Origin of the sequence: Plantactinospora sp. CA-294935 (genome assembly GCF_050936445.1) — a bacterium.
GTDB lineage: Bacteria > Actinomycetota > Actinomycetes > Mycobacteriales > Micromonosporaceae > Plantactinospora.
On sequence record NZ_JBNJMU010000001.1, the window covers coordinates 6,187,150 to 6,213,540 of the forward strand.

General features: G+C 69.9%; 16 protein-coding genes. 10 read left to right on the forward strand and 6 right to left on the reverse strand.

All coding sequences use genetic code 11. The features are described 5' to 3' along the window. Positions 1 to 23: 23 nt before the first annotated feature. From ACQEVC_RS27365 to ACQEVC_RS27385, 5 genes are all read left to right on the forward strand, one after another. The gene (locus ACQEVC_RS27365; protein WP_432882887.1) at positions 24 to 1,340 is read left to right on the forward strand and encodes a sugar ABC transporter substrate-binding protein; all 1,317 of its coding nucleotides are present in this window, start codon (positions 24 to 26) and stop codon (positions 1,338 to 1,340) included. Positions 1,341 to 1,690: 350 nt separating this feature from the next. Further along, positions 1,691 to 3,520 (forward strand): RICIN domain-containing protein, encoded by a 1,830-nt coding sequence (locus ACQEVC_RS27370; protein WP_432882890.1) that lies wholly within the window; start codon positions 1,691 to 1,693, stop codon positions 3,518 to 3,520. After that, positions 3,517 to 4,803, forward strand: a complete 1,287-nt coding sequence (locus ACQEVC_RS27375) for a NucA/NucB deoxyribonuclease domain-containing protein (RefSeq protein ID WP_432882892.1) — start codon at positions 3,517 to 3,519, stop codon at positions 4,801 to 4,803. Before ACQEVC_RS27370 ends, ACQEVC_RS27375 begins: the two co-directional genes overlap by 4 nt. 69 nt (positions 4,804 to 4,872) lie before the next feature. Further along, positions 4,873 to 5,457: a hypothetical protein gene (locus ACQEVC_RS27380; RefSeq protein WP_432882895.1), complete on the forward strand. Its 585-nt coding sequence runs from the start codon at positions 4,873 to 4,875 to the stop codon at positions 5,455 to 5,457. A 331-nt stretch (positions 5,458 to 5,788) separates the two neighbouring features. After that, positions 5,789 to 7,945 carry a M1 family metallopeptidase gene (locus ACQEVC_RS27385; RefSeq protein ID WP_432882898.1) on the forward strand — a complete coding sequence of 719 codons (2,157 nt, stop codon included), beginning with the start codon at positions 5,789 to 5,791 and terminating at the stop codon, positions 7,943 to 7,945. Here ACQEVC_RS27385 and ACQEVC_RS27390 read toward each other — a convergent pair. Then, on the reverse strand, positions 7,939 to 9,006 hold the full coding sequence (locus ACQEVC_RS27390) for a LacI family DNA-binding transcriptional regulator (protein ID WP_432882901.1): 1,068 nt from the start codon (positions 9,004 to 9,006) through the stop codon (positions 7,939 to 7,941). The two genes, ACQEVC_RS27385 and ACQEVC_RS27390, sit on opposite strands and share 7 nt — an antisense overlap. Before the next feature lie 228 nt (positions 9,007 to 9,234). Between ACQEVC_RS27390 and ACQEVC_RS27395 the strand changes: the two genes are divergently transcribed. Together ACQEVC_RS27395 and ACQEVC_RS27400 are read left to right on the forward strand one after the other, a co-directional pair. Next, positions 9,235 to 10,881: a sialidase family protein gene (locus ACQEVC_RS27395; protein WP_432882903.1), complete on the forward strand. Its 1,647-nt coding sequence runs from the start codon at positions 9,235 to 9,237 to the stop codon at positions 10,879 to 10,881. Positions 10,882 to 10,974: 93 nt separating this feature from the next. After that, a complete protein-coding gene (locus tag ACQEVC_RS27400; RefSeq protein ID WP_432882905.1) occupies positions 10,975 to 14,250 on the forward strand; it encodes a hypothetical protein in 3,276 nt (1,091 codons plus the stop codon). Between the two features lie 280 nt (positions 14,251 to 14,530). Here ACQEVC_RS27400 and ACQEVC_RS27405 read toward each other — a convergent pair whose 3' ends face one another. The 5 genes from ACQEVC_RS27405 to ACQEVC_RS27425 all read right to left on the reverse strand — a co-directional run bounded on the left by ACQEVC_RS27405 (position 14,531) and on the right by ACQEVC_RS27425 (position 23,255). Next, positions 14,531 to 17,572: a family 78 glycoside hydrolase catalytic domain gene (locus ACQEVC_RS27405; protein ID WP_432882907.1), complete on the reverse strand. Its 3,042-nt coding sequence runs from the start codon at positions 17,570 to 17,572 to the stop codon at positions 14,531 to 14,533. A gap of 365 nt (positions 17,573 to 17,937) precedes the next feature. Beyond that, positions 17,938 to 19,173 (reverse strand): SGNH/GDSL hydrolase family protein, encoded by a 1,236-nt coding sequence (locus ACQEVC_RS27410; protein WP_432882909.1) that lies wholly within the window; start codon positions 19,171 to 19,173, stop codon positions 17,938 to 17,940. A gap of 14 nt (positions 19,174 to 19,187) precedes the next feature. Continuing rightward, on the reverse strand, positions 19,188 to 20,057 hold the full coding sequence (locus ACQEVC_RS27415; protein WP_432882911.1) for an alpha/beta hydrolase fold domain-containing protein: 870 nt from the start codon (positions 20,055 to 20,057) through the stop codon (positions 19,188 to 19,190). Further along, complete coding sequence (locus ACQEVC_RS27420) at positions 20,054 to 21,412, reverse strand: sulfatase family protein (RefSeq protein WP_432882914.1); 1,359 nt, start codon at positions 21,410 to 21,412, stop codon at positions 20,054 to 20,056. The genes ACQEVC_RS27415 and ACQEVC_RS27420 overlap by 4 nt, the downstream gene beginning before the upstream one ends. Positions 21,413 to 21,428: 16 nt before the next feature. Beyond that, positions 21,429 to 23,255 (reverse strand): glycosyl hydrolase family 28-related protein, encoded by a 1,827-nt coding sequence (locus ACQEVC_RS27425; RefSeq protein ID WP_432882916.1) that lies wholly within the window; start codon positions 23,253 to 23,255, stop codon positions 21,429 to 21,431. Between the two features lie 263 nt (positions 23,256 to 23,518). Between ACQEVC_RS27425 and ACQEVC_RS27430 the strand changes: the two genes are divergently transcribed. The 3 genes from ACQEVC_RS27430 to ACQEVC_RS27440 are packed head-to-tail and all read left to right on the forward strand — an operon-like array spanning position 23,519 to position 26,375. After that, positions 23,519 to 24,589: a LacI family DNA-binding transcriptional regulator gene (locus ACQEVC_RS27430; protein WP_432882919.1), complete on the forward strand. Its 1,071-nt coding sequence runs from the start codon at positions 23,519 to 23,521 to the stop codon at positions 24,587 to 24,589. Next, positions 24,586 to 25,512, forward strand: a complete 927-nt coding sequence (locus ACQEVC_RS27435) for an ABC transporter permease (protein ID WP_432882921.1) — start codon at positions 24,586 to 24,588, stop codon at positions 25,510 to 25,512. The genes ACQEVC_RS27430 and ACQEVC_RS27435 overlap by 4 nt, the downstream gene beginning before the upstream one ends. Further along, positions 25,509 to 26,375: an ABC transporter permease gene (locus ACQEVC_RS27440; protein ID WP_432882924.1), complete on the forward strand. Its 867-nt coding sequence runs from the start codon at positions 25,509 to 25,511 to the stop codon at positions 26,373 to 26,375. The genes ACQEVC_RS27435 and ACQEVC_RS27440 overlap by 4 nt, the downstream gene beginning before the upstream one ends. Positions 26,376 to 26,391 lie beyond the last annotated feature (16 nt).

Below are 26,391 nucleotides of genomic sequence, written 5' to 3' on the forward strand. Positions count from 1 at the left end.
CCCGTAACCACAGGAGATTCCAGATGACATCGTCAGGCAGTCTTCCCGCCAGCTCGCTGTCCCGCCGTAACCTGCTCCGGCTCGTGGGCCTCGGCGCCGGCGCCACGCTGGGCGCGGGGGCCCTCGCCGGCTGCGCCCCGTCGACCACCGGCTCCGCCGGGTCGTCGGGTGACGACGGCGGGAAGGACTTCTCGTTCACCGGATGGTCGCTCAACGAGGCGTCGACGAAGGACGCGCTCCAGGCGCTCCTCGACACGTACGCCGGCGCCAACGGCGCGAAGATCACCACCGCGTCGTACCCGTACAACGACTACCTCAACCAGGTGCTGCTACAGGTCCGTGGCGGCACGCTCACCGGCGCCGTACAGGTGGACGTCGCCTGGCTCGCCACCCTGGCCGCGACCGGCAAGCTGGTGGAGTTCGGCGCGCCGGCGACCGGTGGCGGCTACACCCAGGCGGCGCTGGACATCGGAAAGGTCCAGGGCAAGCAGTACGGACTGCCCTGGACCACGGCGGGGATCGGCCTGATCGGCAACTCCGAACTGCTCGGCAGGGCCGGCATCAGCACCGCGCCGACCACCGTCGAGGACTTCGAGCAGGCGCTGCGCGCGCTCAAGGGGCTCGGTAACGGGATCGTGCCGTGGGCGGCGATGACCAAGGTCGACCAGCTCAAGGACTTCATCGCCTGGATGTGGGCGTTCGGCTCGCCGGTCGTCCAGGATGGCCGGGTGGTCGTCGGCGACGACGCCAGCGTAGCGGCGCTCACCTGGTACAAGAAGCTGTACGACGAGAAGCTCATCGCCCCCGACGTGAACCGGTTCGACGCCCGTGCCCTGTTCGCCCAGGGGAAGGTCGGCTACTACGAGGACGCCATCGCGGGCCGGGGTGCGGTCCTCAAGACCGCCTCGGACAAGCAGCTCGGCGAGAAGCTGCGGCCCACCTCCCGGCCGGTGCTGGCAAGCGGAGCGAAGTCGCGCAACCTGGCCTGGGGACACGCGATCGCGGTCGTGCAGGGCAACGGTGCCGAGGCGGCGACGAAGTTCGCCGCGACGCTCACCAGCGACCCGAAGTACGGCGCCGAATGGTTCGCCAAGGCAGGTCTTCCGCCCACCACCACAGCGGGCCTGTCCGGTGCGGAGGTCCAGGCGGACGTGTTCACCAAGGAGTTCAGCGCCAGCATCGGGGCATCCGCCGAGCCCGACCCGTTCTGGATCTACCCCCAGTTCGCCCAGATCGAACAGGCCCTCGCGACCGGCGTACAGGCCGCACTGGTGGGCAAGGCCTCCCCGAAGGACGCCCTGGCCACGGCCCGTGAGCAGATGCAGGCGCTGACGAAGTGACCTTGCCAGGCGGCGCGCGGGCGATCGCGATCCTGCGGTCGCTCGCGCCCCGGGGTGGCCGTCCGGGCTGGTCGGCACACTCTTCGGCGTCCGTGACGGAGCTTGACGCCGAAAGCGACCCCTGGAGGCTCTGATACCCGTCGGGTCCTCCAGCCGTCGCGACCTTGGCCCTTCCGGAGTCGCGCTGCCCCTCACCGCAGCGGCGTGAGCTGCACATTCAAGCCGGCTGCATGCCAGATTCAAACCCGAGGCCCCAGGCTGGGACCGCATAGCCAACGCCGAAGCGGTACGGGGGCCGCCGGGTTGTCGAGTCGTGCCCCTGTATCCGCGGCATCGCGGGAGGAGCATGTATGCAGCAAGTCCGACGCCGATGTGCGACGGTACTCGCCGCCACCCTGGCAGCGGGAGTCCTTCTGGTACCAGCCAGCGCGGCCGAGGCCGCGGTCCCGCTCCCGGATCCGGTGGCCATCGGCCAGGCCACCGAGGACGACCTCCAGGTGTTGGCAGCCGACGCCGACGCCGCAGGCACCAAGGTCAAGGTTCGCAGCTACCAGGTCGGCCAGCTAGCCGACGTCAAGGCGCAGCGCTGGAGTTTCGAGGTCGTCACGCCGGGTGCCGCACCCGTCTACCGCATCCGGCACGCCTCGTCCGGCCGCTGCCTGCAGGCGGCGGCCGCCGCCGACGGTGCCGACGTCGCGCTCGCCGACTGCGGCACCGCGGACCAGCAACTGTGGACCACCGGGACCGCCCGGACATTTCCCACCGGCGGCTTCGCGCTACGCAACAAGCGCGACGGACGCTGCCTGGACCTGTACAACAGCGCGGACAACGCGCCGGCGACGATGTGGGGCTGTAGCAGCTACTTCGCGACCCAGCTCTGGCGGATCCGAATCGGTACCTTCGACTGTCCTGCCCGCCATGTGATCGCGCTGTGCGTACACTCGTCCGACCTGGTGTCCGGGGTGATGGGAGCGTGGCGCCAGCACCCGATGACGTTGAACGAGGCGGGCTCCACCCCTCGGGACGCCAACACCATGTCCAACCAGGTCAACTGGAATCCGTTGACCAGTGGGGGAGACAACCCCGGATACGACTACGTCGAAATGGGCTGGCGGGGCGACTACCTGGCCAGCACCAACTCCACCAGCCACTCGGCCTACTGGGTCGAGACGGGCCTGCGCGACGGGTGGCTCGTCGAGGAGTACCACGCCATCGACGCGGTCGACTCCACACTCGACGACGGCACCATGCACACCTGGATGAGCCTGGGGAACTCCGACGGCCAGTGGGACATGTTCTACGACTTCAATCCGGTGGGTACGACCCAACTCGCCACCGGCGGCCGCGCCCGGGACCTGCAGTACGGGCTGCTTCCCCAGTACGCCGAGAACACGGTGCTGGACAAGACGTTCGAAAACCGGGTGCAGATTCTCGGCGACGAGGGACTGTGGCGCCGTCCGCAGTTGCGCGAGGTGGCTGCCTTTCCGGCCAACGTCTGTGGACAGCCGGATCCGCTGACGCTCACGTTGGACGAGCCCGACAGTCCACCACACTGCTTCACCGCGTCACTGGTTACCCGAGACTCGAGCGCCGCCGGCTTGCCGGGGGAAGTGGACCGATTCGTGGTCGGTAAGCCCGGTGTCGGGTCGGTGGCCCGGACCGGCAGTGTGCCGCCGGCACCAGCGGCCCCGGCCAGCGGCGTACACAACGGAGTAGACCAGCGCGCTCTGGCTGCCTGCCTGGCGGCCGACGCCACCCGGTGCCTGGCCACTGTTCCCGGGCTGGCGGATTGTGTGCGGGCCCGCAAGGTGTGCAACACCACCCGCGGTCCCGCGGCCGGGGCAGACCGTCGGGCAGCCGCGCCGAAGCGGAGCGCTCCGGTAACGGCGGACGCAGCCCGGCAGCGTGCCCGCGCCGCGGTCGGCGACCGTGCGGCGGCAGCGGGTGTGCACACGACGACGTTGACGGCTGCGGACTTCACCCGCCGCTCCGGTACGACCCTCAACACCGTCGACGGTGCCGAGAAGGTGCATGTGGTGACCAGTGACAGCCCGGCGACCGGACTGAGCCGGCAAGCCGACCGGTCCTACGCCGGATACACGATGGTCTACCTGGCCGAGACCGGCCGACTGCTCTACGCCTGCCTGGGCCACCGCTGCGTCCGGAAGGAATTCGCGTGACCACCGTACTGAAGCGACTCGCAGTGCTGCTGACCACGACTCTCGCGACGGGCGTCGCCGCGGTGCCCGCCACGGCGGCCCCGGCGTCGGCCGAGTTCGGCTGGATCGTCACCGAGTCGGTGGGCGGTACGCCGGTGCCACCCGACGCGCCACCACAGACCAACAGCGCCGTTCCGCGCAGCGCCGACCGGGCCACAGCGTCCCGGGAGGACGAGCTCAAGGAGGTGTGCCGGAGCGAGCACGCCTCAGCCGCCGCGACCCAGGAGGGCTGGATGGCCGACCGGTTCAGCCGGTGTCACATCGGCCATCGCAAGGTCGAGCTGCGCTGCACCGGCTGCACCACCGTGCTGGCCAGCGTGGAGTTCGACTACACCCTGATCGGTATCGCGCAGAACGGCACCCGACAGGTGGACTTCACCCTGACCTTCGACAACTGGACGGCGCTGGGTGGCGTCGAACGCGAGACGACACCGATGAGAGTGGATCTGAGCGGCTGTAACAGTGGCCTCGTCACCTGCACTCCGACATCGGGTGAGCGGGAGCAACTGCTCGGGACCTGGCGACTCGATCCCCGGTTCGATGTCACGATGACCTCGCCGGACGGCACCGGCATCGGTGCCGAGTATCTGGTCGACAGCCTGGTCGAACTCAACATGGCGATCATGCCGGTGGATCCGAGGATCGCCCCGTGGATCGAGGACGACATGACCAGGGCCCAGGTGCGCTTCGACTCGGCTGGCCAGGTCGCCGGCAAACACAACGGTACGGTCTTCGCCGACTTCATTCCCACCTACGACCTGCTGGCGCTGGCCCGGGCCGACGGTAACGAGCAAGCCGTCAGAGAATCGATTCAGCACATCGATGACGCGCTGCACCATGTCGAGCGCACCTTCCCGTCCTTGTTGATCAAGGTCCCGCCGGGTGAGTTCAAGCCGTCGCTGGGTGCCGACCAGCGGCCGTTGCACCGCCTGGTCGACAGCGTCCTGCAGGACCGCAACCGCACGTACGCGGGCAAGGTCTGCGAGGACGTGTGGGGTCCGGGCGCGGCAAGCCCCAACCTCAACTGCGACGAGTATCCGTTCGCCTCGACCAAGGAGGGCGCGTACACCGGCAGTAGCGCGGCCGACGGAGACACCAACGGTTGGCGGACCTGGCACGGATCCTCCCGTCTCATCGGGGAACTCGACAACCAGGAATCCGGCCGCCGGTACCTGAATCTGGGCTTCTACCAGACCCAACGGATCCTCAACAACGATCCGTTCTTCGTCTCCATCGACCGCTGACCGGTTCCCGGGGTTGCCGGCGCTGCTCGCGGCGCCGGCAACCCCGGAAGGGTGGAGCAGGAGCAGCCGATGCCGCTGACCGTCGAGTGCGTGATCCCCACCGCGGACGGGGTGTTCCTGGTGCGAGACGTCAGCGCCGACACCGCTGTCGCGCAACAAGGGGCCGCCGACGCCGCGCGCATTCCCGGCAGCCGTGCCGGGCGCGGCTACGGCGCCGCCGGGGGTGTCCTGCTGGTCCGCTGTGCCGACCAGCTCAGCCGGCCGCGCCTGCGCATCGAGATCCTCGGTGCGGCGCCAGCCGACCAACCGCCGTGGCACCGGGAGCCGCACACCACCCTCGACCTACCGAGCGGACGGATCCTGGTGGACGCGGCCGACAATGCCGTACCGGCGGTCATGCGGGACATCGATGCCGGGGCGGGACCGGGCAGCTACGCCGTACGCCTCGGGCACACCGGGCGGGCCGAGATGCGCGAAGCGGCGCGCCGCGTCCGGGAGGAGACCCTGTACGCCTCCGTCGAGGACACGATGACGGCCTGGGGGAGCCTTGCGGGGCTGGAACGGTACCTCGTCCGGTTGTGGCCGCACCGTGCGGCGGCTGGCGGGATTCCCGTCGGCTCTATCGGAGTGCGGGCGAGACCGAGGGCGATCTGACCGGACCGCATCCAGTCGACCGAGACAGCGGCCCGCCTACCGACACGAGCCCCAGGGTCAGGGTCGTGATCACAAGCGTCCTTCGCATGCGGGCCATCCCGCCCATCGTTCGACCTGTTCCGGCGAAAGTGCCCACCAGACCGCTGCCAGCGTTCCCGACAACGTCCGGGGCCGGAATGTGTCGGCAGTAGACAGCGGGCCAGACCGCTCCGCTCCGTATCGTGAGCGCGTCGGTGGTCGCGCTGGACTACGGAGTCGACAGGAGGCGCACCGGACCGAGGTCCGTCTCGGCCGCCGAGGAAGAGTCGTCCCAGCTCCCCGCGGAGAACACATGTTGCGCAGAGCCACACTCGTCATCTCGACCGCACTCGCCGTCGTCCTGGCCTCGAGTCCGGCCGGTGCGATGGCCGCCGCCCAGGGCGGCTTCAGCCCCGGCGCGGCGGGCGCGGGCGACCCCTACCTCCCCCTCGACGGCAACGGGGGGTACGACGTCCAGCACTACCGGCTGGAGATCGGCTACAGCCCCGCCACCGACGTGCTGACCGGCGTTGCGACGATCACCTCGGTCGCCACGCAGAACCTCTCCGCCTTCAACCTCGACCTCGACGGGCTGACCGTCCGTTCGGTCACGGTCGACGGGCACTCGGCCAGGTGGAGCCGGGACGAGGGCGAACTGACGGTCACCCCGGCGCGGGGCGTCGCCCGGAACGCCACCTTCAGCACCGTGGTGCGTTACGGCGGCGTACCGCAGACGATCGACGATCCCGCGATCGGTACCTCCGGCTTCGTCCACACCACGGACGGCATGGTCGTAGCCGGCCAACCGCACGTTGCCGCCACCTGGTTCCCGGTCAACGACCACCCGAGCGACAAGGCGTCGTACACGATCCGGATCACCGTGCCGGACGGCCTGACGGCGGTCTCGAACGGTGTCCTGACCGGCCGCTCCAGCCGGGACGGCCGGACCACCTGGAGCTGGGACGCCCGGCAGCCGATGGCCTCCTACCTGGCCACCGCCACGGTGGGCAGCTTCGACCTGCGTGCGTACGAACGGGCCGGAATCCGGTACTGGGACGCGGTCGACAGCGAGCTGACCGGGCCGGTCGTGCGGCCGCGCACCGGTGACCGGCTGCTCTACTCCCGGAGCGGCGCGCCCGGCTACAAGCGGCTCTCCCGGACCATCGACGTCCCCGCCGACGGCGCGCAGCTGAGCTTCTGGGCCAGTCTGGACACGCCGGACCCGGGCTTCTTCTTCGTCGAGGCGCACACCGTCGGGTCGGACGACTGGACCACCCTGCCGGACGCCGACGGCTACGCCAGGGACTACCCCGGGTCGTTGTGTGACAGCATCCCCGGCACGCATCCCTTCCTCGCCCACTACCTGAGCGTCGGACCCGACGGCACGTGCGTGCCGTCCGGCACCACCGGCAGGTGGTTCGGGCAGAGTTCGTTCAACTACGGCAACGAGTACGGCAGGTGGACCGTCGACCTGGCCGCGTACGCCGGCAAGCGGGTGGAGGTCTCGCTCTCCTACGTCAGCAAGGCGCCGGGCCCGGCCGACGACACGACCGAGCGCACCGGTGTGTACCTGGACGACCTCACCGTCTCCACCGGGGCCGGCAACACCTCCTTCGAGGCGGACGGGGATGTCCTGGACGGTTGGACCACGCCCCCCGCTCCGGCGGGCAGCCCCGCCAACCCGAACACCTGGACCTCCACCACGGTCGACGAGCTGCCGTCGGCGGGGAGTGTCATCGACCGGGCACTCGGCCGCCAGCCCGAGGTCATCGAGTTCCTCGCCGACGCGTTCGGCCCGTACCCGTTCCGCACGGCGGGCGCCATCGTCGACAACGCGCCACTCGGCTTCGCGCTCGAGACCCAGACCCGGCCCGTCTACTCACCCGACTTCTTCGCGTACCAGAGCCAGGCCGACAGCGTCGTGGTCCACGAACTGGCCCACCAGTGGTTCGGCGACGCCCTGACGGTCCGGCAGTGGCGAGACATCTGGCTCAACGAGGGGTTCGCGACCTACGCCGAATGGCTCTGGGAGGAGCACGACGGCGGCTCGACACCCCAGGAGACCTTCGACTACTACTACCGGGAGTTCCCCGCCGACTCGCCGATCTGGCAACTGAAGATCGGCGATCCCGGTCCGGCGGAGATGCTCTCCCCGGTCGTCTACAGCCGGGGGGCGATGACGCTACAGGCGCTGCGGGTCACCGTCGGCGATGCCGCCTTCTTCGACATCCTGCGCACCTGGACGGCTTCCCGGGCGGGTGGCACGGTCAGCACCGACGAGTTCATCGCGCTCGCCGAGCGGATCTCCGGGAAGTCTCTCGACGAGTTCTTCGCCGCATGGCTCTACAGCACGACCAAGCCGACGGCGCCGGGCGTCCGGCGCGGCACCGACCAGCCGGGGCGGGACCTGGTACCCGAGCCCCGGTTCAGCTCGTCGCTCCGGCCCGACGGGCAGCCGATGCGCTACTGATGTCGCGGCGGTACGGGCGGCGGCGCGACGGTGGCGCCCGGCACGAGCGGGCACTCGACGCTCTCGCAGTGGGCCGCCTCCTCCGCCTCCTCCGCCGGCTTCAGCAGCCGAACCAGCAGCCGGGTCGCCTGTCGGCCCATCTGCTCGCGGGGCACCACCAGCCCGGTCCACGGCGTGTCGTCACCGCGGGCACCCGTGGAGTCGCCGAGAACGACGATGCTCAGGTCGCCCGGAACTGACATGCCCTGCCGCTCACCGCAGGCCAGCAGCTCCTGGGCGAGGACGTGCTGCTCCGCGACGACCGCGGTGACGCCGGCCCGGCGGATCTCCGCGAGCAACCCCGCCACCTCGTCCGGCGACTCAAGGGTCCATACCGGGCCGACGGGCCGCCGCAGGTCCCTGGTCGGCACCGCGCGTCGGAACCCCTTCTCCCGGTCGCGGCTCGGTTGGGCGTCGCCGTTGCCGATCCGCGCGTACACGACCCGCTCGTGTCCCACCTCGAAGAGTCGCTCGGTCAGCCGCTGCGTCGCTCGGGCATAGTCGGCGGCGACATAGGGGATCGGCGCACCGCTGACCTCGCGGTGTCCCACGTAGACGAACGGGTATCCGGAGTCGCGGAGCTGCTCGATCTCCTCGACGTTCGGATAGCGACCGAGGAGCAGCGCACCGTCGGCCAGGGCCAGCCGCGTCGACCCGTCCCGGAAGATCTGCCGGCCGCCGGCAACGCCGGTGAACAGCAGGAGGTCGTACCCGAGCTCGGCGGCCTCCTGCTCCATGCCGAGCAGGAACGGGAAGTAGAAGTCGACGCTGGTGGTGGGGAAGACCGGTTCGAAGGTGTAGACGCCGATGATCCTGTTGCGGCCACCGGCGAGCGACCTCGCGGAGGCATTGGCGACGTAGCCCAACTCGCGGATGACGTTCAGCACCCGCTCGCGGGTCACCGGGCTTATCCGCACGCCCGCGTCGCGCTCGTTCAGCACGAGCGAGACCGTCGCCTGGCTGACGTCGGCAAGGCGGGCGACGTCGGCCTGGGTCGGTCGCCTCGCCGGTCCGCGGGTCATCCCTGCCCCTTGCTAATGCGCCCGACTGTGGTGATCGCCAGCTTCGCCCGCCGGTCGCGGCAGTGTCAAGGGAGCTGGCGCTCGTCTCTTCACGGTCAGCGGCAGGAAACGAGCCGGAAATGCTAATACCCATTAGCACCTGGTGTCATGATCAGGACGGCGGTAACGTCCGGAAAACCTCATCGAGGTCGTGCAACGCCCGGAGCGTCCGTCCAAGGAGACATTCGCATGGTCCTGCCCATCAACCGGCACGGCGTACCACGACGAACCGTCCTGGCCGCCGGTGCGGCCGCAGCGGGCGCGGCGCTGCTCGGCGCGCGTCCCGCCCTCGGCTCCGGCTCCACACCAGCGACACGCGACGGGTTCTTCGCCGAGTCGACGGTCTGGGCCAGTGGCGAGGACGCAGTGGTGACGCACTTCGTCTACGGCCTGGCGGTCACTACTCGGGACACCGTGCTGGCTTTCAGCGAGGCGCGCCTGAGCCGTACTGACGACGGCGCACACCACGTGGTGTGCCGACGCAGCGTCGACGGCGGGGCGACCTGGGGCGACACCATCGCGATCGAGAGCAGCGAGGGGGAGGAGAGTTGGGCGAACCCGACGCCGCTCGTCGACCGGTGGACCGGCCGGGTCTTCGTCTTCTACGCCCTCAACGAGCACAACGCGGCGAGCCGGGTGTTTTTCCGGTTCACCGACGATGACGGTCGAAGCTGGTCCGACCGCAGCGAGGTGACCGGTCTCTTCGACGGTGACGAGCACGAATGGACGTTCCATCTGCCCGGGCCGGGCCACGGGATCCAGCTCGCCGACGGCCGGCTCGTGCAGCAGGTGTGGCACCGGCGCGGCGTGGCGTTCCCGGCCGATCAGCGGCGGTACGGGGTCGGCGTGATCGTCAGCGACGACCACGGCGCCACCTGGCGGGCCGGCGGTGTGGCCCCGGTGTCGCCGATATACCCGGTCAACGAGTCACGCCTGGTACAGCGACCCGATGGTTCGATCGTCCTCAACGGCCGGTACTCCAGCGGCGGCGTCCACCCGCGGATCACCGCGGTCAGCGTCGATCGGGGCGAGTCGTGGTCGCCCCTGGTGTTCGACTCGTCGGTGGCCCACTTCACGGCGGTGGACGCGAGCTTCACCCGCTACACCGGCGGTCCGGGCAGTCGTGCCGTCTCCCGGACGCTGTTCAGCCGACCGGACAGCACCGCCCGGCGGGAGAACCTGACCGTGAGCCTCAGCTACGACGAGGGATGCAGCTACCCCTACAGCAGGACCGTCTACTCCGGACGGTCGAGTTACTCCGACATCGCCCGGCTCGCCGACGGGACGATCCTGGTGTTGTACGGCAAGGATGTCAACACCAACAACGTCGTCGACCGCGTGGCGCTCGCGCGCTTCGACCTGGCATGGCTCACCGGTGGCGAGGACTCGCTGCGGCGGGGTACCCGGATCCGGGAGTTCCGCCTGCCGGCCGAGACCGCGCGGTGGCGGGTCAGCGGCGGTGCCGCCGAGGCCGTCACCGATCTGAACGCGTCGGGATACCGCCTGCTCGACTACGTGGCGGCGGCCCCGGGCGACCGCCTCGAACTGTCCGTGCCGGTCCCGCTGCCCGGTGTCTACGTCGTGACGGCCCGGTGCCGGCAGGACGCCGCGTCGGGCGTGGTCCGTGCCTCGATCGTCGGCGTCGGACCGGGGGAGACCTTCGCGCCGGCCATCGACGTCGGCACCGCATTCCGCGAGTTCTCCTGCGGACGCTTCACCATCGCCCGGCCGGGCACCTACCGGCTGCGACTCGCGGTCGACGGACCCGGGGCCGGCGGCGGGACAGGACTCGGCCTGGACCACATCCGCCTGACGCAGGTCCCGCCCGGTCGCTGACGCCCGCCCGCGTCCGCACCGTCGAGCCAATCTCCCCCGCAGGTAGACCGTCGGCCCTCGCAGGCACCTGCTCGACCGCACTCGGAGGTTCCCATGACCCGGCCCGAAGCGGGACTCGCCCGCCGCGCCCTGCTCCGGTACGCCGCAGCCGGAAGCGCCGGCGCCGCCGTACCCGCCCTGGTGGCATCCGGTGCCGCCGCAGCCGACACCGACGGCGGCGGCGACGTTGACGCCCTCGTCCTGCAGAACCACGCGATCAGCCTGAGATGGCGGCACACCCCCGACGGTTGGGCATTGACCTGGCTGCGGAGCAAGCGGCACAACGGCTGGCGGAGCGTCCGCACGCCGTCCGGCCGGTACGGCATCTGGTCGGCCGGTTCGGCCCCGGACCCCGACAGTGTGCGGCGGGTGACCGCCGGAACCCGCACGTCGTTCCTGCCGCAGCGGGCGAGCCGGCGGGGGCAGACGGTCACCTTCGTCGCGACGCAGCCCACCGGCACCATGCGGGCGGTGTGGCGGCTCGACCCCGCCACCGCGACCGACGTCGTGGTGACGCTCACCTGGACGCCGAACAGCGCCGGCTGGTATTCCATCCCGAGCCCGACGCTCGCCACCCTCGCCGACGAAGACCTAGGCTGGGGCGTCATTCCCGGCTACTGGTCGTCGGCGACCTCGGCGACCGACGACACGCTGACCTACCAGTACCAGGTGGGCGTGCCGACGGTACCGCTGGTGACCACGGAGGCCACGACGACCAGCCTCACCGCCATCCTGCGAAGCCGCACCCAGGACGTCGCGCTCGCGGTCATCGCCGACCCGTCGCTGGCCCGCGACCCGTGGGCCGACAGCGCCTCCACGCAGAGCACCTGGCAGGTGGGCATGTCGCTGCGGGCGCTCACCGGCGAACTCAGCCCGACGAGCGTCTACCCGGTGCTCGGGCAGGCCGGCTCGCAGCTCGCCGCCGGCGAGTCGGTCACGGCGACGTTCCGGTACGTGCTCAGCGACGAGAGCTGGTACGAGGCGGCCAGGCACGTCACCCGGGACGTGTACCGGCTGGGCGACTATCTGGCCCTGGCGCGCGCGACCGACTCGCTGTCGCATCGAATCAACCGGATGCACGACTTCATCGTGTCGCCACGCTCCCAGTGGCACACCTGGGAGCACGCCGGGCTGACCCTCGGCGCCGAGAGCGGCAAGCTCTCCGACGTCGGCGCCATGTGGATGATGGACAAGCTCACCGGTGACCCGATCATCCGCCATGACCGGCTGCCGGTGGCCCGGAACTTCAAGCTGGCCCAACAGCAGACCACCGAGGGGCCGTTCCACGGCGCCGCGCTCGGCGAGTACTTCATGAACGGTGGCTGGGTCAGCGAGCTGGTCTGGACCAACAACCCCACCCCGGACTACGTCTCGCCGATCTTCACCACCTTCTACACGCTCGCCGACATGGGCAACATCGCCCTGTTCGACCCGTCGGACACCGAGATCCGGGATCGGATCCGGCTCGGCGCCGACAAGCTGTTGAGCTGGCAGCACGACGACGGCAGCTTCGACATCGGCTACCAGCGGGAGAAGCCGGACGTCCGGCAGTACCCGGAGCTGCCCGACCTGCGTGCCACCTGGTACGGCTTCGTCGCCGCGTACCGGGTTCTCGGCGACGCCCGGTACCTGGCCGCGGCCCGCCGCGGGGCCGACTGGTTCATCGAGCACGCCGTCACCACCGGTGACTTCGTCGGCGTGTGCGACGACGCCCGGCTGACCCGCGACTTCTCCGTCATCTTCGCCGCGCAGGCCCTGCTCGAACTGCACGAGCTGACCGGGGTCCAGTTCTATCGGGATGCGGCGATCGAGTGCGCCCGCTTCTACACGCTGCACATCTTCGACCATCCCACCGCCACCACGACCACGAAGACCTTCCACGGTGTCGAGGTGGCGGACTGGCAGACCAGCCAGGTCGGCCTCAGCTACGAGCGGTCCGGCTACACCGGCAGCGCGAGATGGGGCGGGCCCATCCTGCTGGCCAGCCACGCCGGTGCGTTCGTACGGTTCTTCCAGCTCACCGGTGACGTGCACTTTCTCGACCTGGCCCGGGCCGCGGCCCGCGGCCGTGACGCCTTCGTCGGTCTCGGCAGTGGCATCCCGTCGTACTACTGGTCGGCCGGCAACGGTGGCGACAGCGTCTACCCGTGGCACGGGTGGTGGCACATCGGGTGGGTACTGGACTACCTGCTCGCCGAGGCCCACCTGCGCACCGGCGGCAGGGTCAGCTTCCCGCCCGGACTCTGCACCGCCAAGGTGGGTTCCCACCGGCCGTACGGCTTCGCCGCCGGCCGGCTGTACGGACAGCCGGTGGACCTGTGGATGCCACGGACCCTGCTCACCGTCGACGACCCGAATGTGGACGTCATCACCGCGCGGTCGACCGACGGCACCCGGTTGTACCTGGTGGCGCTCAACCAACTCGGCCGGGCCACCTCGGCCACCGTGACGCTCAACCCGCGCGGCGTCGAACCGGGCAGCCGCGCCACCTGGACGGGTTGGCGGGCCGTCACCGGAAAGGTCGCCAGGGCCGGCGACGCCGAGTGGTCGCTCTCGCTGCCCCCGAACGGAGTCGCCGTCCTCGCTGTCGACGTGAGGCTTTCCGACGACCCGCTGGGGCCGGAGTTGCGGGGCGTCACAATCGACGGCGAACCCCTGACGCCACTGGTCTTCTGGTCGTACTTCGCCACGGTCGAGAGCTGGGCCCAGTGGCGCGTCGCCGGCGTAGACGCCTGGACCGACACCGCCCACGAAACCGGGTATGCCTTCACGCAGACCCTGGACCTGTCGACCCTCGAGCGGCCGACCGTGGTGCAGGTGCGCGTCGCCACCCGCCTGCCGGACGGGACCGTCGGATACTCGCCGAGCACCGAGTGGGAGGTGCCCGAGGTGTACGTTCCGGACGGCCCGAACCTCGCGCTGAACCGGCCGGTCGACGTCAGCTCGACATACCAGCCGCGGTACACCGGCGACCTGGCGGTGGACGGCAACGCCACCTCGAACGCCAGCCGCTGGCTCTCCGCCCTCGACGACGCGCAGCCGTCGATCACCGTCCACCTCGCCGCGCCGACCTCGCCGAGGCTGGTCCGGCTCTACACCGGCGGAGGGACCCCCTCCCTTCGGATCGTCGCCGGCGTCGTGCAGACCCGCAGCCCTGACGGCACCTGGGCCCAGGCCGGCGCCTTCACCGGCAACACCCTTCCGGTGGTCGACATCCCGATCGACTCCGGCCCCACCGACCAGGTTCGCCTGGTGGTCACCGAGCGGTCCACCGACGAGATCGACGTGGCGCGCGTCCACGAACTCGAGATCTACGACAAGGTGCGTTAGTCGGGCAATAACAGAGGGCAGTCATACCCGCCCAGAAACCTGGTGTGGGCTGCCGCTGGCCGGGCTACCGGAGCAGGCGCGGGTCGACGGCGTCGGCCATTGCGCGGTAGCCCGGCCGGGCCGGGGTGGGTGTGGTCGCCGCTGTCGTACCCCGGGGAGCAGCGATGTCGGGTCCCGCGTAGCGCGGCGTCGAGGTCGATGACTCCGTGGTGGTCGACGCAACCACGGAGGTACGCGTCGAGTTCGGTGCGCACCCGCTCCCGGCCCAGTCCTGCGGGGTCTACAGTCTCGAGGCGAAACGGTAGGTGCCCGAGCCCACCTCGTAGACCGCGTACCCGCCTTGCGTCTCGACGTACCTGACGCCGTCGGCCCGGTCGGCTGGCCGACGGCCTTCGGTGACACTGTCACTGTCGCTGGTCGGCACGTAGACCGTCGCGGAGGAGTTGACCGGTACGGTGACGTCGAGCGTCAACGCGTCGTCGTCGCGCTCCCACCCGACCGCGATCCGGCCGCGGATGGACTCGTGCGTCGCGGTGGCGTGCCCGAGTGAACCGATGCGCGGTCGAACGACGAACTTCTCGTAGCCGGGCCCGGACGGGGACGGCGTGATGCCCGCGAGGTCACTGTAGAACCACTGGTCGACCGTGCCCAGCATGTAGTGGTTGTTGGACCCCGGAAGGATGGCCCAGCGCGACGGGATCGTGGTCGCTCCGTTCTCGATCCAGTAGCCCCAACTGGGGTAGGTGGTCTGGCTGGCGAGCCGGTGCGCAACGTCGTGGTGACCGTACGCGGACAGCACCGGCAGCAGCACGCTGGTGCCCAGGATTCCGGCGTTGAGGTGCCAACCGCGAGCCTTGATGTCGTCGACCAGGCTTTGCACCACCGAGGCCTTGTGCGCCTCCGGGACCATGTCGAAGGCGAGCGGCACGGCATTGGAGGTCTGCTTGTACTCGAACCCCTCGAAGGTGTCGTAGTAGCCGCCGTTCTGGTCGTAGTAGACGGCGTTGAACCGGTCCCGCACGTGGTCGGCCAGGGCGGTGTAGCGCGCGGCGTCGGCGGCTCGGCCGAGCACAGTGGCGATCTGCGCCATTTCGCGGGCCGACTTGTAGAAGTAGGCCGTGCCGACCAGGCGCCGGTCTTCCTGAGGGTTCGCCCCGAAGGGTGACGAGTGGTCGCCGTACTGCTCGACGCTCATGATTCCGTCGTCGAGCTGCGTCTGCATGAAATCCATGTACCTGGTCAGCAACCCGTAGTGCTCGGTGAGCACGGTGCGGTCACCGTAACTGACGTAGAGAGCCCAGGTGAGTGCCGGAAGCACGCCGGTCCAGGCCGCGGAGATACTCCCCGAACGGAAGTCGTTCGGCCATGGCGCGACGACCGTCACCCTCCCGTTCTGCGCGGTATCCACTTGGTTGTCCTCGAAGTCGTCCAGCCACTTCTTGAAGAAGGCGGCCATGTCGAAGTTGTAGAGCATCGTCGGCAGCGCGACGTGCGCGTCGCCGGACCAGCCGCGCCGCTCGAAGGTCGGGCTGTCGGTCGGAATGCTCTGCAGGTTGTTGAGGATGGTGGCCCGCATCGCATCGTGGATGCGACCGTACAGCCGGTTGGACGACGTGAAGCGGCCAACCGAGTCGACCGCGTTGTGTACCTGCCGACCCGTGATGGTGCTGGTGCTGGGCCGCTCGGGCAGGCCCTCCACCTGGACGTACTGGAAACCGGTGTAGCTGAACCCAGGCTCCCAGACCTCCCTGCCCTTGCCGTTGAGGAGATAGATGTCGAGCTGTCCGGGCGCGTCGCTACGCTCCGGGTCGTGGTGGCCGAGGTTCCGCACCGTTCCGTCGTCGTTCAACTCCTCGCCGTACAGCATCCTGACCTCGCGGCCGGCCGGACCGGAAACCGACAGTCTGGCCCAACCAGCCGTGGTCCGGCCCATGTCAAACACATATACGCCCGGCTTCGGCTCCGTGATGCGCACCGGCTTGATGTCGGTCGCGGTGATCGGAGGCATCGACTGCGCCCGAATCTCCTGCGCCGGGGGCGAGAGGACCGCCGCGCTGGACCAGCCTGTGGCGTCGTAGCCGGGCGTGACCCAACCCGGCAGCGCCCGCCGGGCGTCGTATGTCTCGCCGGTGGCGATGTTGTCGTAAACCCTCGGCCCCTCGGTCACCCGCCAGGTCCCGTCCGAGGCCACGGTCTGGGTACTACCGTCGGTGTATTCAATCTCCAACTGCAGTAGCAGCTTGGTATCGTCGACGAAATCCGCACCGCCGGCCGGGCTGACGAATCCGAAGTGACCTCGACCCAGTTCGGCGCCGATCGCGTTGGCACCCCGCTTGATCTGCCCGGTGACGTCGTAGGTCGAGTACAGCACCCGTTGGTTGTAGTCGGTGAAAGCCGGATCGAGGACTCGGTCACCGCTGCGTTCCTCGCTCCTCGTGGCCGCGGCTATCCGTGCGCCGTTGAGGTAGTACTCACCATATCCGAGCCCGCTCGCGTAGAGCCGCGCTTGTTTGACCGGCTTGGTGACACCGAACTCCTTCCGGAGCAAGGGCGCCGGCGGATGGGTAGGGCGAAGCCGCACCTGGTTCAGCCACGGCCCCTTCCCGTAGGCCGCCACCCCGAGCGCGTCGGACCAGCCGGTGTCGTCGAAACCGGGCTGGTTCCAGCCCGACTCGGCCTGCCGGGTCGCGCGCCAGGACGAGTCCGTCATGACCTCGACACGCTCGCCGCCGGCCAGTTCGACGATGAGCTTGGCGACCAGGCCCGCCGGGCCCACATACCGGTTGCGGGCCGAAACCGCCAGCGTGTTGGGCCCGGCCACCAGCATGTCGGCGAGATCGACCTCAATGGCCATCCGACCGCCGAAGACACGCGAGTGAGAACGCGCGGCCTCCGCCCCGTTGACATACAACACGAACGCGTCATCCGCCGCGACGACCATCACGGCTCGCTCGACGGGTTGGGCCGGCAGGTCGAGCGTCCGCCGGAAGTAGCGAGAGCCGGCGGGTACGGAGGTTGCCGGGTCGCCCTCCGGGTTCCAGATCCACCAGGCTCCGGCCAGGTTGTTCGGTCCCTCCGGCATGCCGATCCACTCGGCCTTCCAGTCGGACTCGTCGAGCAGCCCCATCTCCCACCAGGCCGGGGCGCTCCATGCCCGGACGTCGCCGTCACCGTCGGCGACCCGCACCCGCCAGAAGTACCGGGTACCGGCACGCAGACTCGGGCCCGCGTACGCGACGTTGACCGACTGGGACGACGCCACCCAGCCGGAGTCCCACACGTCCGGTCGGCCGCCGGTCAACCGGTCGGACGTGGACGCCACCTGAACGCGGTAGCCCGTCTGCACCTGTGCCCGCTGCGATGACTCCAGTACCCAGCTCAGCAGAGGATGAGGTTCGTCAATCCCCAACGGATTGTGCGCATACTCCACCGTCATATCGGCCACGACCAGCCCGCGATCAGCCGCCGGCGCCGGCTGCGGCACCAGCGACGCCACCAACAGCGGAACCGTCAGCACGGCAACCGCGCGAACCCGGAGTCGGAACACAATGCCTCCCACACAGATCGGTGCATGGAGCAATGGATGAATCGGCACACCGCCGCTACCACCAACAGACCGAACAATCGCGGTGTGAAAACGAAGACCTCGCGTACCCCGACGGCACGCCGTACCGGTTGAAGCTCGAGCTAACCGAGCAGGCGCAGTTCGACGGCGTCGGCCATGGCGCGGTATCCGGCCGGGCTGGGGTGGGTGTGGTCGCCGCTGTCGTACTCGGGCAACAACGATGTCGGGTCTTCCGGGTCGCGTAGCGCGGCGTCGAAGTCGATCACCCCATCGTGGTCGGCGCCGCTGCGGAGGTAAGCGTTCAACTCGGTGCGGACCCGCTCCCGTTGTTCGGTGTACGCGCCTCGGTGAGACGGCAGAACGGTGCCGGCGATGACCCGCAGGCCGCGGGCCGCCGCACGGTACGCGATCTGCCGGTGCGCGGCGATCAGGTCCGCAGAGGTGACGGTCGAGCCGTAGATGTCGTTGATGCCTTCCAACACGATCACGGTGCGCACGCCCGCATGGGAAAGGACGTCGCGGTCCAGCCGGGCCTGGGCGGTGACGCCGGCACCGGGTCGCTCGGTGATGAGCCGGTTGCCCGAGATGCCCGCGTTGAGGATCGCTGGCCTGCGGGGTGGGGGCAGGGTGGCGGCGATGCGCTCGGCGAGGAAGTCGCACCACCCCTGGTAGCCGCCCCGGGGCAGGCTGCCGCTGTCCGTGATCGAGTCGCCGAGCGCGACGATCGTACCGGCGGACGGCTCACCCTCGCCGATGACCGCATCCACCCAGAACCAGTGCTCCACCGGTGTGTGGAACGCCGCCCCGGACTCGTCCGCACCGGCGTCGCCCGGTGGGGACAGGAAGGAGAAGTCCTTGGGGCGTAGGTGCCCGGTGACCTGCTCGAACCGGCCGGGCGTGTAGACGCTGATCGCCAGGTCATCGCCCGGCCCGATGAGGAGCGGCACCGGGTCGCTGATCACCTCGGCGCCCGGCGGTACGGTGATCGCCGTCGAGCCGCCGAAGGTGAGCGCCTTGTTCGTGCCTGGCACCAGGGCCGCGCCGGCCGATCGGCGGCCGAGATAAGCCGAGCCGACGGGGAGCGGCGCGGTGCCGAAGGCGTTACTCAGCCGGACCCGCAGCCTGCGGGCGCCGATGGTCGCCCGCACGGTGACCCGGACGGTCTGGTCGGCGATCGGGTAGGGCAGCGCGTCCGGCGACGTTCCCCAGATGGTCACCGGTCGGTGGGTCGGCGGTGTCACGACCGCAGCCGCCGGCCGAGAGGTCGCGAGCTGCGCGCCGACGGCCGCCACGCCGACTCCACTGAGAAACGCGCGCCGCCCGACGCGACTCGGCGACTCCTTCTTGGAGGCGAACATGTGCGTCTTCCTCTCTACCTGGTCGGGCCTGGCGAGGTGGACGCCGGCGAGCCGATCACCGACGTGAAGTGCTCGCCGAGGAAGCGGGTCGTCGCGCTCAGACAGCCGGCGTGGTCGTGTACCGGGAGTGCGTGCCCTTTTCCCACGACGATTTCGAGCCGGTTGGGCACGCCGGCGGCGTCGAGCGCGGCGTGGAATGCCTCGGCCACGGCCGGCGGCGTGGCCTCGTCCTGGTCACCGACGCGGGTGAGGATCGGCGGACAGGTCGGGGTGACGTGGGTGATGGGGGACGCCTGGGCGGCCGTCACCTGGTCGCTGTCATCGCCGAGGAACGCCTGGACCCGCTCCGGGAGCGGCGGCCGCCCGAGTGCCTCGCTGCGCAGGTCGACGACAGGGTTGTAGAGCACCGCCGCCTGAACCTGGCTGGAGACTTCCGCCCAGCCGCCGGATCCCTCGAAGCGCCCAGGGGTCAGGGCGACCATGGCCGCCAACTGCCCTCCGGCCGATCCGCCGGCTACCGCGATCCGCCGGGGGTCGAGGCCGAGCTCGGCGGCGTGGCCGCGCATCCAACGCACCGCGCACTTCGCGTCTTCGAGGGCTGCCGGCCACCGGGCTTCCCCGGACAGGCGATAGTGGATCGTGGCGGTTACGTAACCGTCGGCGGCGAGCTCGTCGGCGAGTCGGGCGAGCAGACCGGGGGTACCCGAATTCCACCCGCCGCCGTGGATGAAGACGACCCCCGGCCGTTGCTGTGCCGGATCGCCGGCGTGGAGGCCCAGAGTCAGGGCGCGTCCTCCCTTGCCCGCTGTCCCGTAGACGACGCCCGATCGCCATCGATATCCCCGGCGCGGCGAAGGAGCGCTGGCGGGTGGTGGTTGTGTCACGAACGTTCCCTTCCGGGCCCGAGCCAACTCATCGCCTCGTCATGTGAGGGCGACCGCACCGCGCCCACGAGCAGCGGATCGTCGACCTCGGTCAGCCACTGGCGCAAGCGGGCCATCAGTGCTGCCCGGTCGTCGGCGTAGTGTGGATCGTCGATCACGTTGGACAGTTCGTCCGGGTCGGCGTCGAGGTCGTACAGTTCCGCAACGGGATGGCTGGAGGCCGGGCCACTCAGTCCGACCCGCGGCGTACACCGCCGGCGCCACGACTGGCTGGCGTCCATGATCGACGGCGCGGAGCTGAAGTTCACAATGAGCTTTCGCGAACCGGTTCGTACGCAGCGGCGCGGATCGTAATAGTCGTGGTAGGTGAGCTGACCGAAGACCGCCTGGTGATGTCGGCCGGCCGTCCCCGTCATGGCCGGCGCCTGGCTGAGGCCTGCCACGTCGGCCGGGATGTGTCGTCCGAGCCCGTCGAGCAGCGTCGGCACCAGGTCGATCCCGGAGAACAGATCGGTCACGATCCGGCCGCCCTGCCAGCCGAGCGCCGGTGCCCGGGCCAGTAGCGCTATCTCCAGTCCTGGGTCGTAGAGGGTGCATTTCGCCCTTGGCAGCGCGAGGCCGTGGTCGGTGACGAAGACCACGATGGTGTTCTCGGCCAGCCCCAGATCGTCGAGCTTGCTCAGAACCCGGCCCACGCAGGCATCCATGTACCGCACTGCGCCCTGCAGTTCCGCGATCTCTTCTCGGGCGCTCGCGTCGTCGACCAGGTAGTCGGGTACCGCAACTCCTCGCTCGGCGTACGGCGACATGTGGTCGCCGACGAATCCCATGACTCCGGCAGGGTCGCGGCGGCCCGGCAGCCGGTGCGGTTCACGGAACCCGACTTGAAGGTAGAACGGCCGGCCGAGGTCGGCGAACCGGACCAGCCGGTCGATCGCCCGGTCTGCCACGACTTCTCCGTGACCTCCCGTCAGCACCTCGTCGAAGCCGAGCCGCCGGGCAACCTCTCCGTCGGGTCGGACCCGGGACTCGTGCTGCACACCGATGAGCGAGGTGAGATAGCCAAGTTCCGCCAGCCTGTCCGCCAGGTGGCGTTCGCCCGGCCGAAGGTCCCAGCCGAACTGGGCGTGGGTCAGGCCGAGTACCCCGTTCTGCTGGGGGAAGCGGCCGGTGAACAGTGACGCCCGCGACGGGCTGCACTGGGGGGCGGTGCTGAACGCCCGGCTGAAGCGGACGCCCGAAGCGGCCAGACGATCCAGGTTCGGTGAGTCGACTGTGGGCACGCCGTAGCAGCCGAGAAAGCGACCGAGGTCGTGGCAGTGCAGCACAAGGACGTTCAGCCCGCGACTGTCCATGTCGATCCGTCGGCCGTCAGACAGCCGAGCCGAGGACGACGTTGCGCCAGGACTGGCCGTCGGAGAGCGCGAGGGTGCGCTTGCCGGTCAACGGATCGCGGACCATGACGAGCCCGCCGACGTTGTCCGCCGGGTCCGGCAGGGAGTCCGGCGCGTGCTCGGCGAGCATCACCTGATGGGTGTAGACGGACCGCATCCGCCGATCGGCGCTGCCCAGATCCCGCACCTTGTCGGCGGGCGGGACCAGGCCGTTGACGTTGGAGGTCATCGAGACCACCTCGTTGCTGGAGTTGGTCGCGCACAGCAACTCGGTGGCGGCCGAGCCGGACTGGTTGACCGGGACCACCCGCAGCCCGCCCTTGACGCCGACGCTGGCGTTGCTGCCCTCCACGACGAAACTGCCGTAGGCGTCCGAGCCGACGTTGGGTGCGGCGGTGGTGGTGGACCGGACGATGACGGAGCCGTTGACGGCGGCGGTGAGCTGGTGTTGGTTGGCTCCGGCGCTGCGCCGTTCGACGTAGTTGTCGGCGCCGACCGTGCCGGCGTACAGGACACCGGCGGTGTTGCCGAACGTGTTGCCCGCGACCGTGGATCCGGAGACGGTACCGACGACCCGCACCGGAGCCGTGCTCGCCACCGGGTTGTCGCCGAACACGTTGCCGATCGCCGTCACGCTGGCCGCGTCGCCGTTGATCCGGACAGCACCCCACCGTTCGTCCCGGTCGAGATTCCAGTTGTCGAACGAGTTCGAGGCAACCGTGATCTCGGACGCCGACGAGGCGAAGTAGACCGGCGAGCGGAGGACCCAGTTGAAGCTGTTGCCGGTGATCGTGACCTTCCGCGCGGTCGCCTCGGGGCGGAACTCGATCGCGTGCGACGGGCGACCTCCGCCGGTGGGCTCACCGCCGCCGAAGATGTTGCCGGTGAAGGTGAGGTTCGTGCCGCCGGACGTGATGGCGACGACTGATCCGCCGGACCCGTTCTCGACGACGTTGCCGGCGAACGTCGAGTTGACGATCCCGCCGGAGAACAGCCGCCGGCCGATGTCGAGAACGTTGTTCGAGATGACCGCGCCGCGGAAGTTGTGGGCGTCCGCGCCCGACGTGACGATGGCCGTGCCCATGCTGTGGAAGTGGTTTCCCTCGATGAGCCACTTGCGCATCCCGTAGGGCAGCAGGTGGACGCCGCTGCCGGAGACCCCGGCGGTGGGCCATGAGATGTCCAGCCCGAAGTCACCGACCGCGACCAGGTTGTTGGTGAAGACGAGTCCGCGTCCGACGTGCTTGACGGCGGTGTAGAACTCCACGAAGGTGCACTCGGTGATCGTGGCGTCCATGTCGTCGGTGTTCGCCCGTTCGGCACCGGGATCCCGGGCGATGTGGATGGCCTGTGAGTTCTTCAGGCTTGCCGCGACGACGAAGCAGAGGCCGCGGACGGCCGCCAGCGGTGCCCGCAGCAGGATGCCGGTCCCGTCGAAGTCGACGTCGATGATCGAGGTCCGCGAGCCCATCGTGCCGGCGCCGGCCAGGACGAGGCGGTTGAAGTGCGGGCCTCCCGCCCCCTCCATGTCCCGGACGACCAGGGTCCGGGTGATCCGGTACGTGCCCGGCGGGAAGTAGACGATCTTGGTCGCCCGCTGGAGCTGCGCGTCGATGGCCCGCTGGATGGCATCGGTGTCGTCGGCCACCCCGTCCGCGACCGCGCCGAAGTCCTGCGGAGTCGTCGCGCCGGCCAGGTTGACCGGAGCCGCGTGGGCGGGAGCGGTGACCGCGCCGACGGCGGCCGTGGCGATACCCGCGATGCCGGCTGAGCGCAGAAGGTGACGGCGGTTGACGGTGCTCATGCGATTGGCCCCCTCAGTGGAGTGGGTTGGGCGGAGCGCCCGGTCGTCGTGTGTTCCGGGTCAGCACCGGCGCGATCAACTGATACGTATTGAGGCGGCAGCGTACAGAAGATCGTCCAGGCACCACAAGAGGCGACGAGTGGTCCTTCTGTAACGAGCCGGCAGCACCGATGTCACCATTCCGTGATCCTGGCCCCTTGCGGAGGTGCCGCGGGACCCCTACTGTGACCGAAGTTCGTTACGTATTAGTCAGATGGGTCGAGATGCGGAAACGTGTGGGGCCGAGACGGCCCACCCAGGTCGAGATTGCCCGCCGGGCCGGCGTCTCCCAGGCAACGGTCTCGCTCGTGCTGAACGGGACCGACGGTGTGCCGGTCTCGGAGCAGACCCGCCAGCGGGTCCACCAGGCGATCGAGGACCTGGGATACGCGGTGAACCCGGCCGCCCGGGCGCTGCGTGGCATGACCGTCAAGACCATCGGGCTCTACACGTTCGAGTCGGTCTTCCCGGTCGACCAGCGGGACTTCTACTACCCGTTCCTGCTCGGCGTGGAGGAGGAGGCGGCCCGCCTCGGCTACGACCTGTTGCTGTTCACCTCGGCCAACACGGCCCGGGACGGCGTCTACGCCCGTGGGCACAACGCGCTGCTGAAGGCGGACGGCTGTGTCCTGCTGGGCCGGCACATCTCCCGCGACGACCTGGCGAACCTGGTCCGGGAGGACTTCCCGTTCGTCTTCATCGGTCGGCGCACGGTGGACGGCGCCGAGTTGTCCTACGTCGCCCCGGACTACGTCGCACCGACAAGGGGTCTCGTGGAGGAGCTTGTCGCGCTCGGTCACCGGCGCCTGCTGCTGCTGCGGCAGACCGACGGCGCCGAACCGGGCGAGGACCGCGAGCTGGGCAGCCGTACCGGCGCCCAGGCGGCCGGCCTGCCCGCCGCCGACCTGCTCGTCGAGTTCTCCTCCGGCGCGGAGGACGTCACCGCCGAGCGGGTGAGCGGTTGGATCCGAGCCGGCGTGACGGCGGTCCTCGTGGAGCCGTCCGAGGACAACGCCACGGGCGTGGCGCTGGCCGAGGTCACCAGGGCGGCGGGAATCCGGATACCCGACGACATCTCGGTGGCCTTCCTGGGCTCCGCGCCCGCACCGACGGCGACCCGGATCTGGACCTCCTTCGAGCTGCCCCGGGTCGAGATGGGCCGGGCAGCGGTCGACCTGCTGGTCAAACTGCTCGACGGTGTGCAGGACCGGCCGATCCAACTGTTCGTCCCGTGCACCGACGTGCGGGGCAACTCGATCAGCCGGGCACCGCGGGCGCAGGTGACGCCGCGATGACCAGATACGTGCTACGCACCGTCGGCACCGCGATCGTGATCGTCCTCGGCGCCGCCACCCTCGTCTTCTTCATCATGCGGGTCGCCCCGGGCGACCAGGCGACCGTGCTGCTCGGCCCGGACGCCACGGCCGCCGAGGTGGCGGCGATGCGGAGCAGGCTCGGCCTGGACCAGTCGCTGCCGGTCCAGTACTGGCACTACCTCACCCAGCTGGCGACCCTCGACTTCGGCGACTCCTACCGCTTCGGCCGCCCCGCCCTCGGCCTGGTGCTGTCCCGCCTGCCGGCCACGGTGGAGCTCACGCTGACGGCCACCGCGATCGCGATGTTCGGCGCGGCGATCGGTGCCCTGGCCGGCGCGTACCGTGGCCGGTGGGTCGACCGCGGGATATCGGGCTTCGCCCTGGCGCTGTACTCCATGCCGCCGTTCTGGATCGGCATCATGCTGATCCTGGTACTGGCGCTGAAGTTCCGGTTGCTGCCCAGCGCCGGCACCGGGACGCCGGCGCACATCGTGCTCCCCGCACTGACGCTCGCCGCCCCGTTCACCGCGCTGCTGGTCAGGATCACCAGGAGCAGCGTGGCGGACACCATGGCCGAGCCGTACGTGCAGCGGTCCCGCGCCAAGGGGCTCACCACCCGCCAGGTGGTCACCGGACACGTCCTGCGCAACGCGGCGCTGCCGGTGGTCACCATCGGGGCGCTGCACGTGGGCACCCTGCTGGGCGGCGCGGTCATCATCGAGACCGTCTTCGCCTGGCCCGGCCTCGGCTCACTGCTCGTCTCCGCGGTCGCCAACCGGGACTACTCCATCGTGCAGGCGGCGGTGCTCGTGATCGCGGTCATCGTGGTGTGCCTCAACGTCGCGGCGGATCTCGCGGCCGCCCGGCTCGATCCGCGGATCCGGTTGGGAGGCGCGGCATGAGTGCGACCGCCGTACTGGCGCGGGTCCGGCCGCGGGCCCGGCGTTACCCGCCGGCCGTCCCCGCCATCGCCGCCGTCGTCCTCGCCGGCTACCTCGTCGCCGGCCTGATCGGCCCGCTGCTGATCTCGTACGACCCGGTGGCGACGAGCGTGTCGGACCGCCTGCTCGCGCCCGGCTCGACGACCGCCGACGGAAGTGTCGCCGTGCTGGGCACCGACGGGGTGGGGCGGGACATGCTCGGCCAGTTGGTGTACGGGGCCCGCACCTCGATCATCATCGGGTCCTCCGTGGTGGCCATCTGCGTGCTCGTCGGGATGATGTTCGGGACGCTGGCCGGCTACCTGTCCGGCTGGACCGACGTCGGGATCTCCCGGCTCATCGACGTCCTGATGGCCTTCCCGGGCATCCTGCTCGCCGTCGTCATCGCCGGACTCTTCGACCGGGGCCTTCTTGTCGTGGTGCTGGCGCTGTCCGTCGCGGGCTGGGTGGCGTTCGCCCGGCTCGCCCGCGGGCTGACGTTCTCGCTGCGGGAACGGCCGTGGATCGACGCCGCACGGCTGATCGGGGTGCCCACGCCGATCATGATCGTCCGGCACATCATCCCGTTCGTGATCGGACCGGTCACCGCGTTGGCGACCACGGAGTTCGCCGGCGCCGTCCTGTCCGAGGCCGGTCTGAGCTTCCTCGGGCTTGGCCTGCCGCCCTCCGCGGTCTCCTGGGGCCAGGTCATCGCGAACGGCAGGGACTACCTCGACACCGCTTGGTGGATATCCGCCTTCCCCGGGCTCGCGCTGACCGGGCTCGTGGTGAGCACGGGCCTGCTCGGCGACCACCTCACCCAGCGTTTCGGCGCCCGGCGCTGACAACGCATCCCCCTAA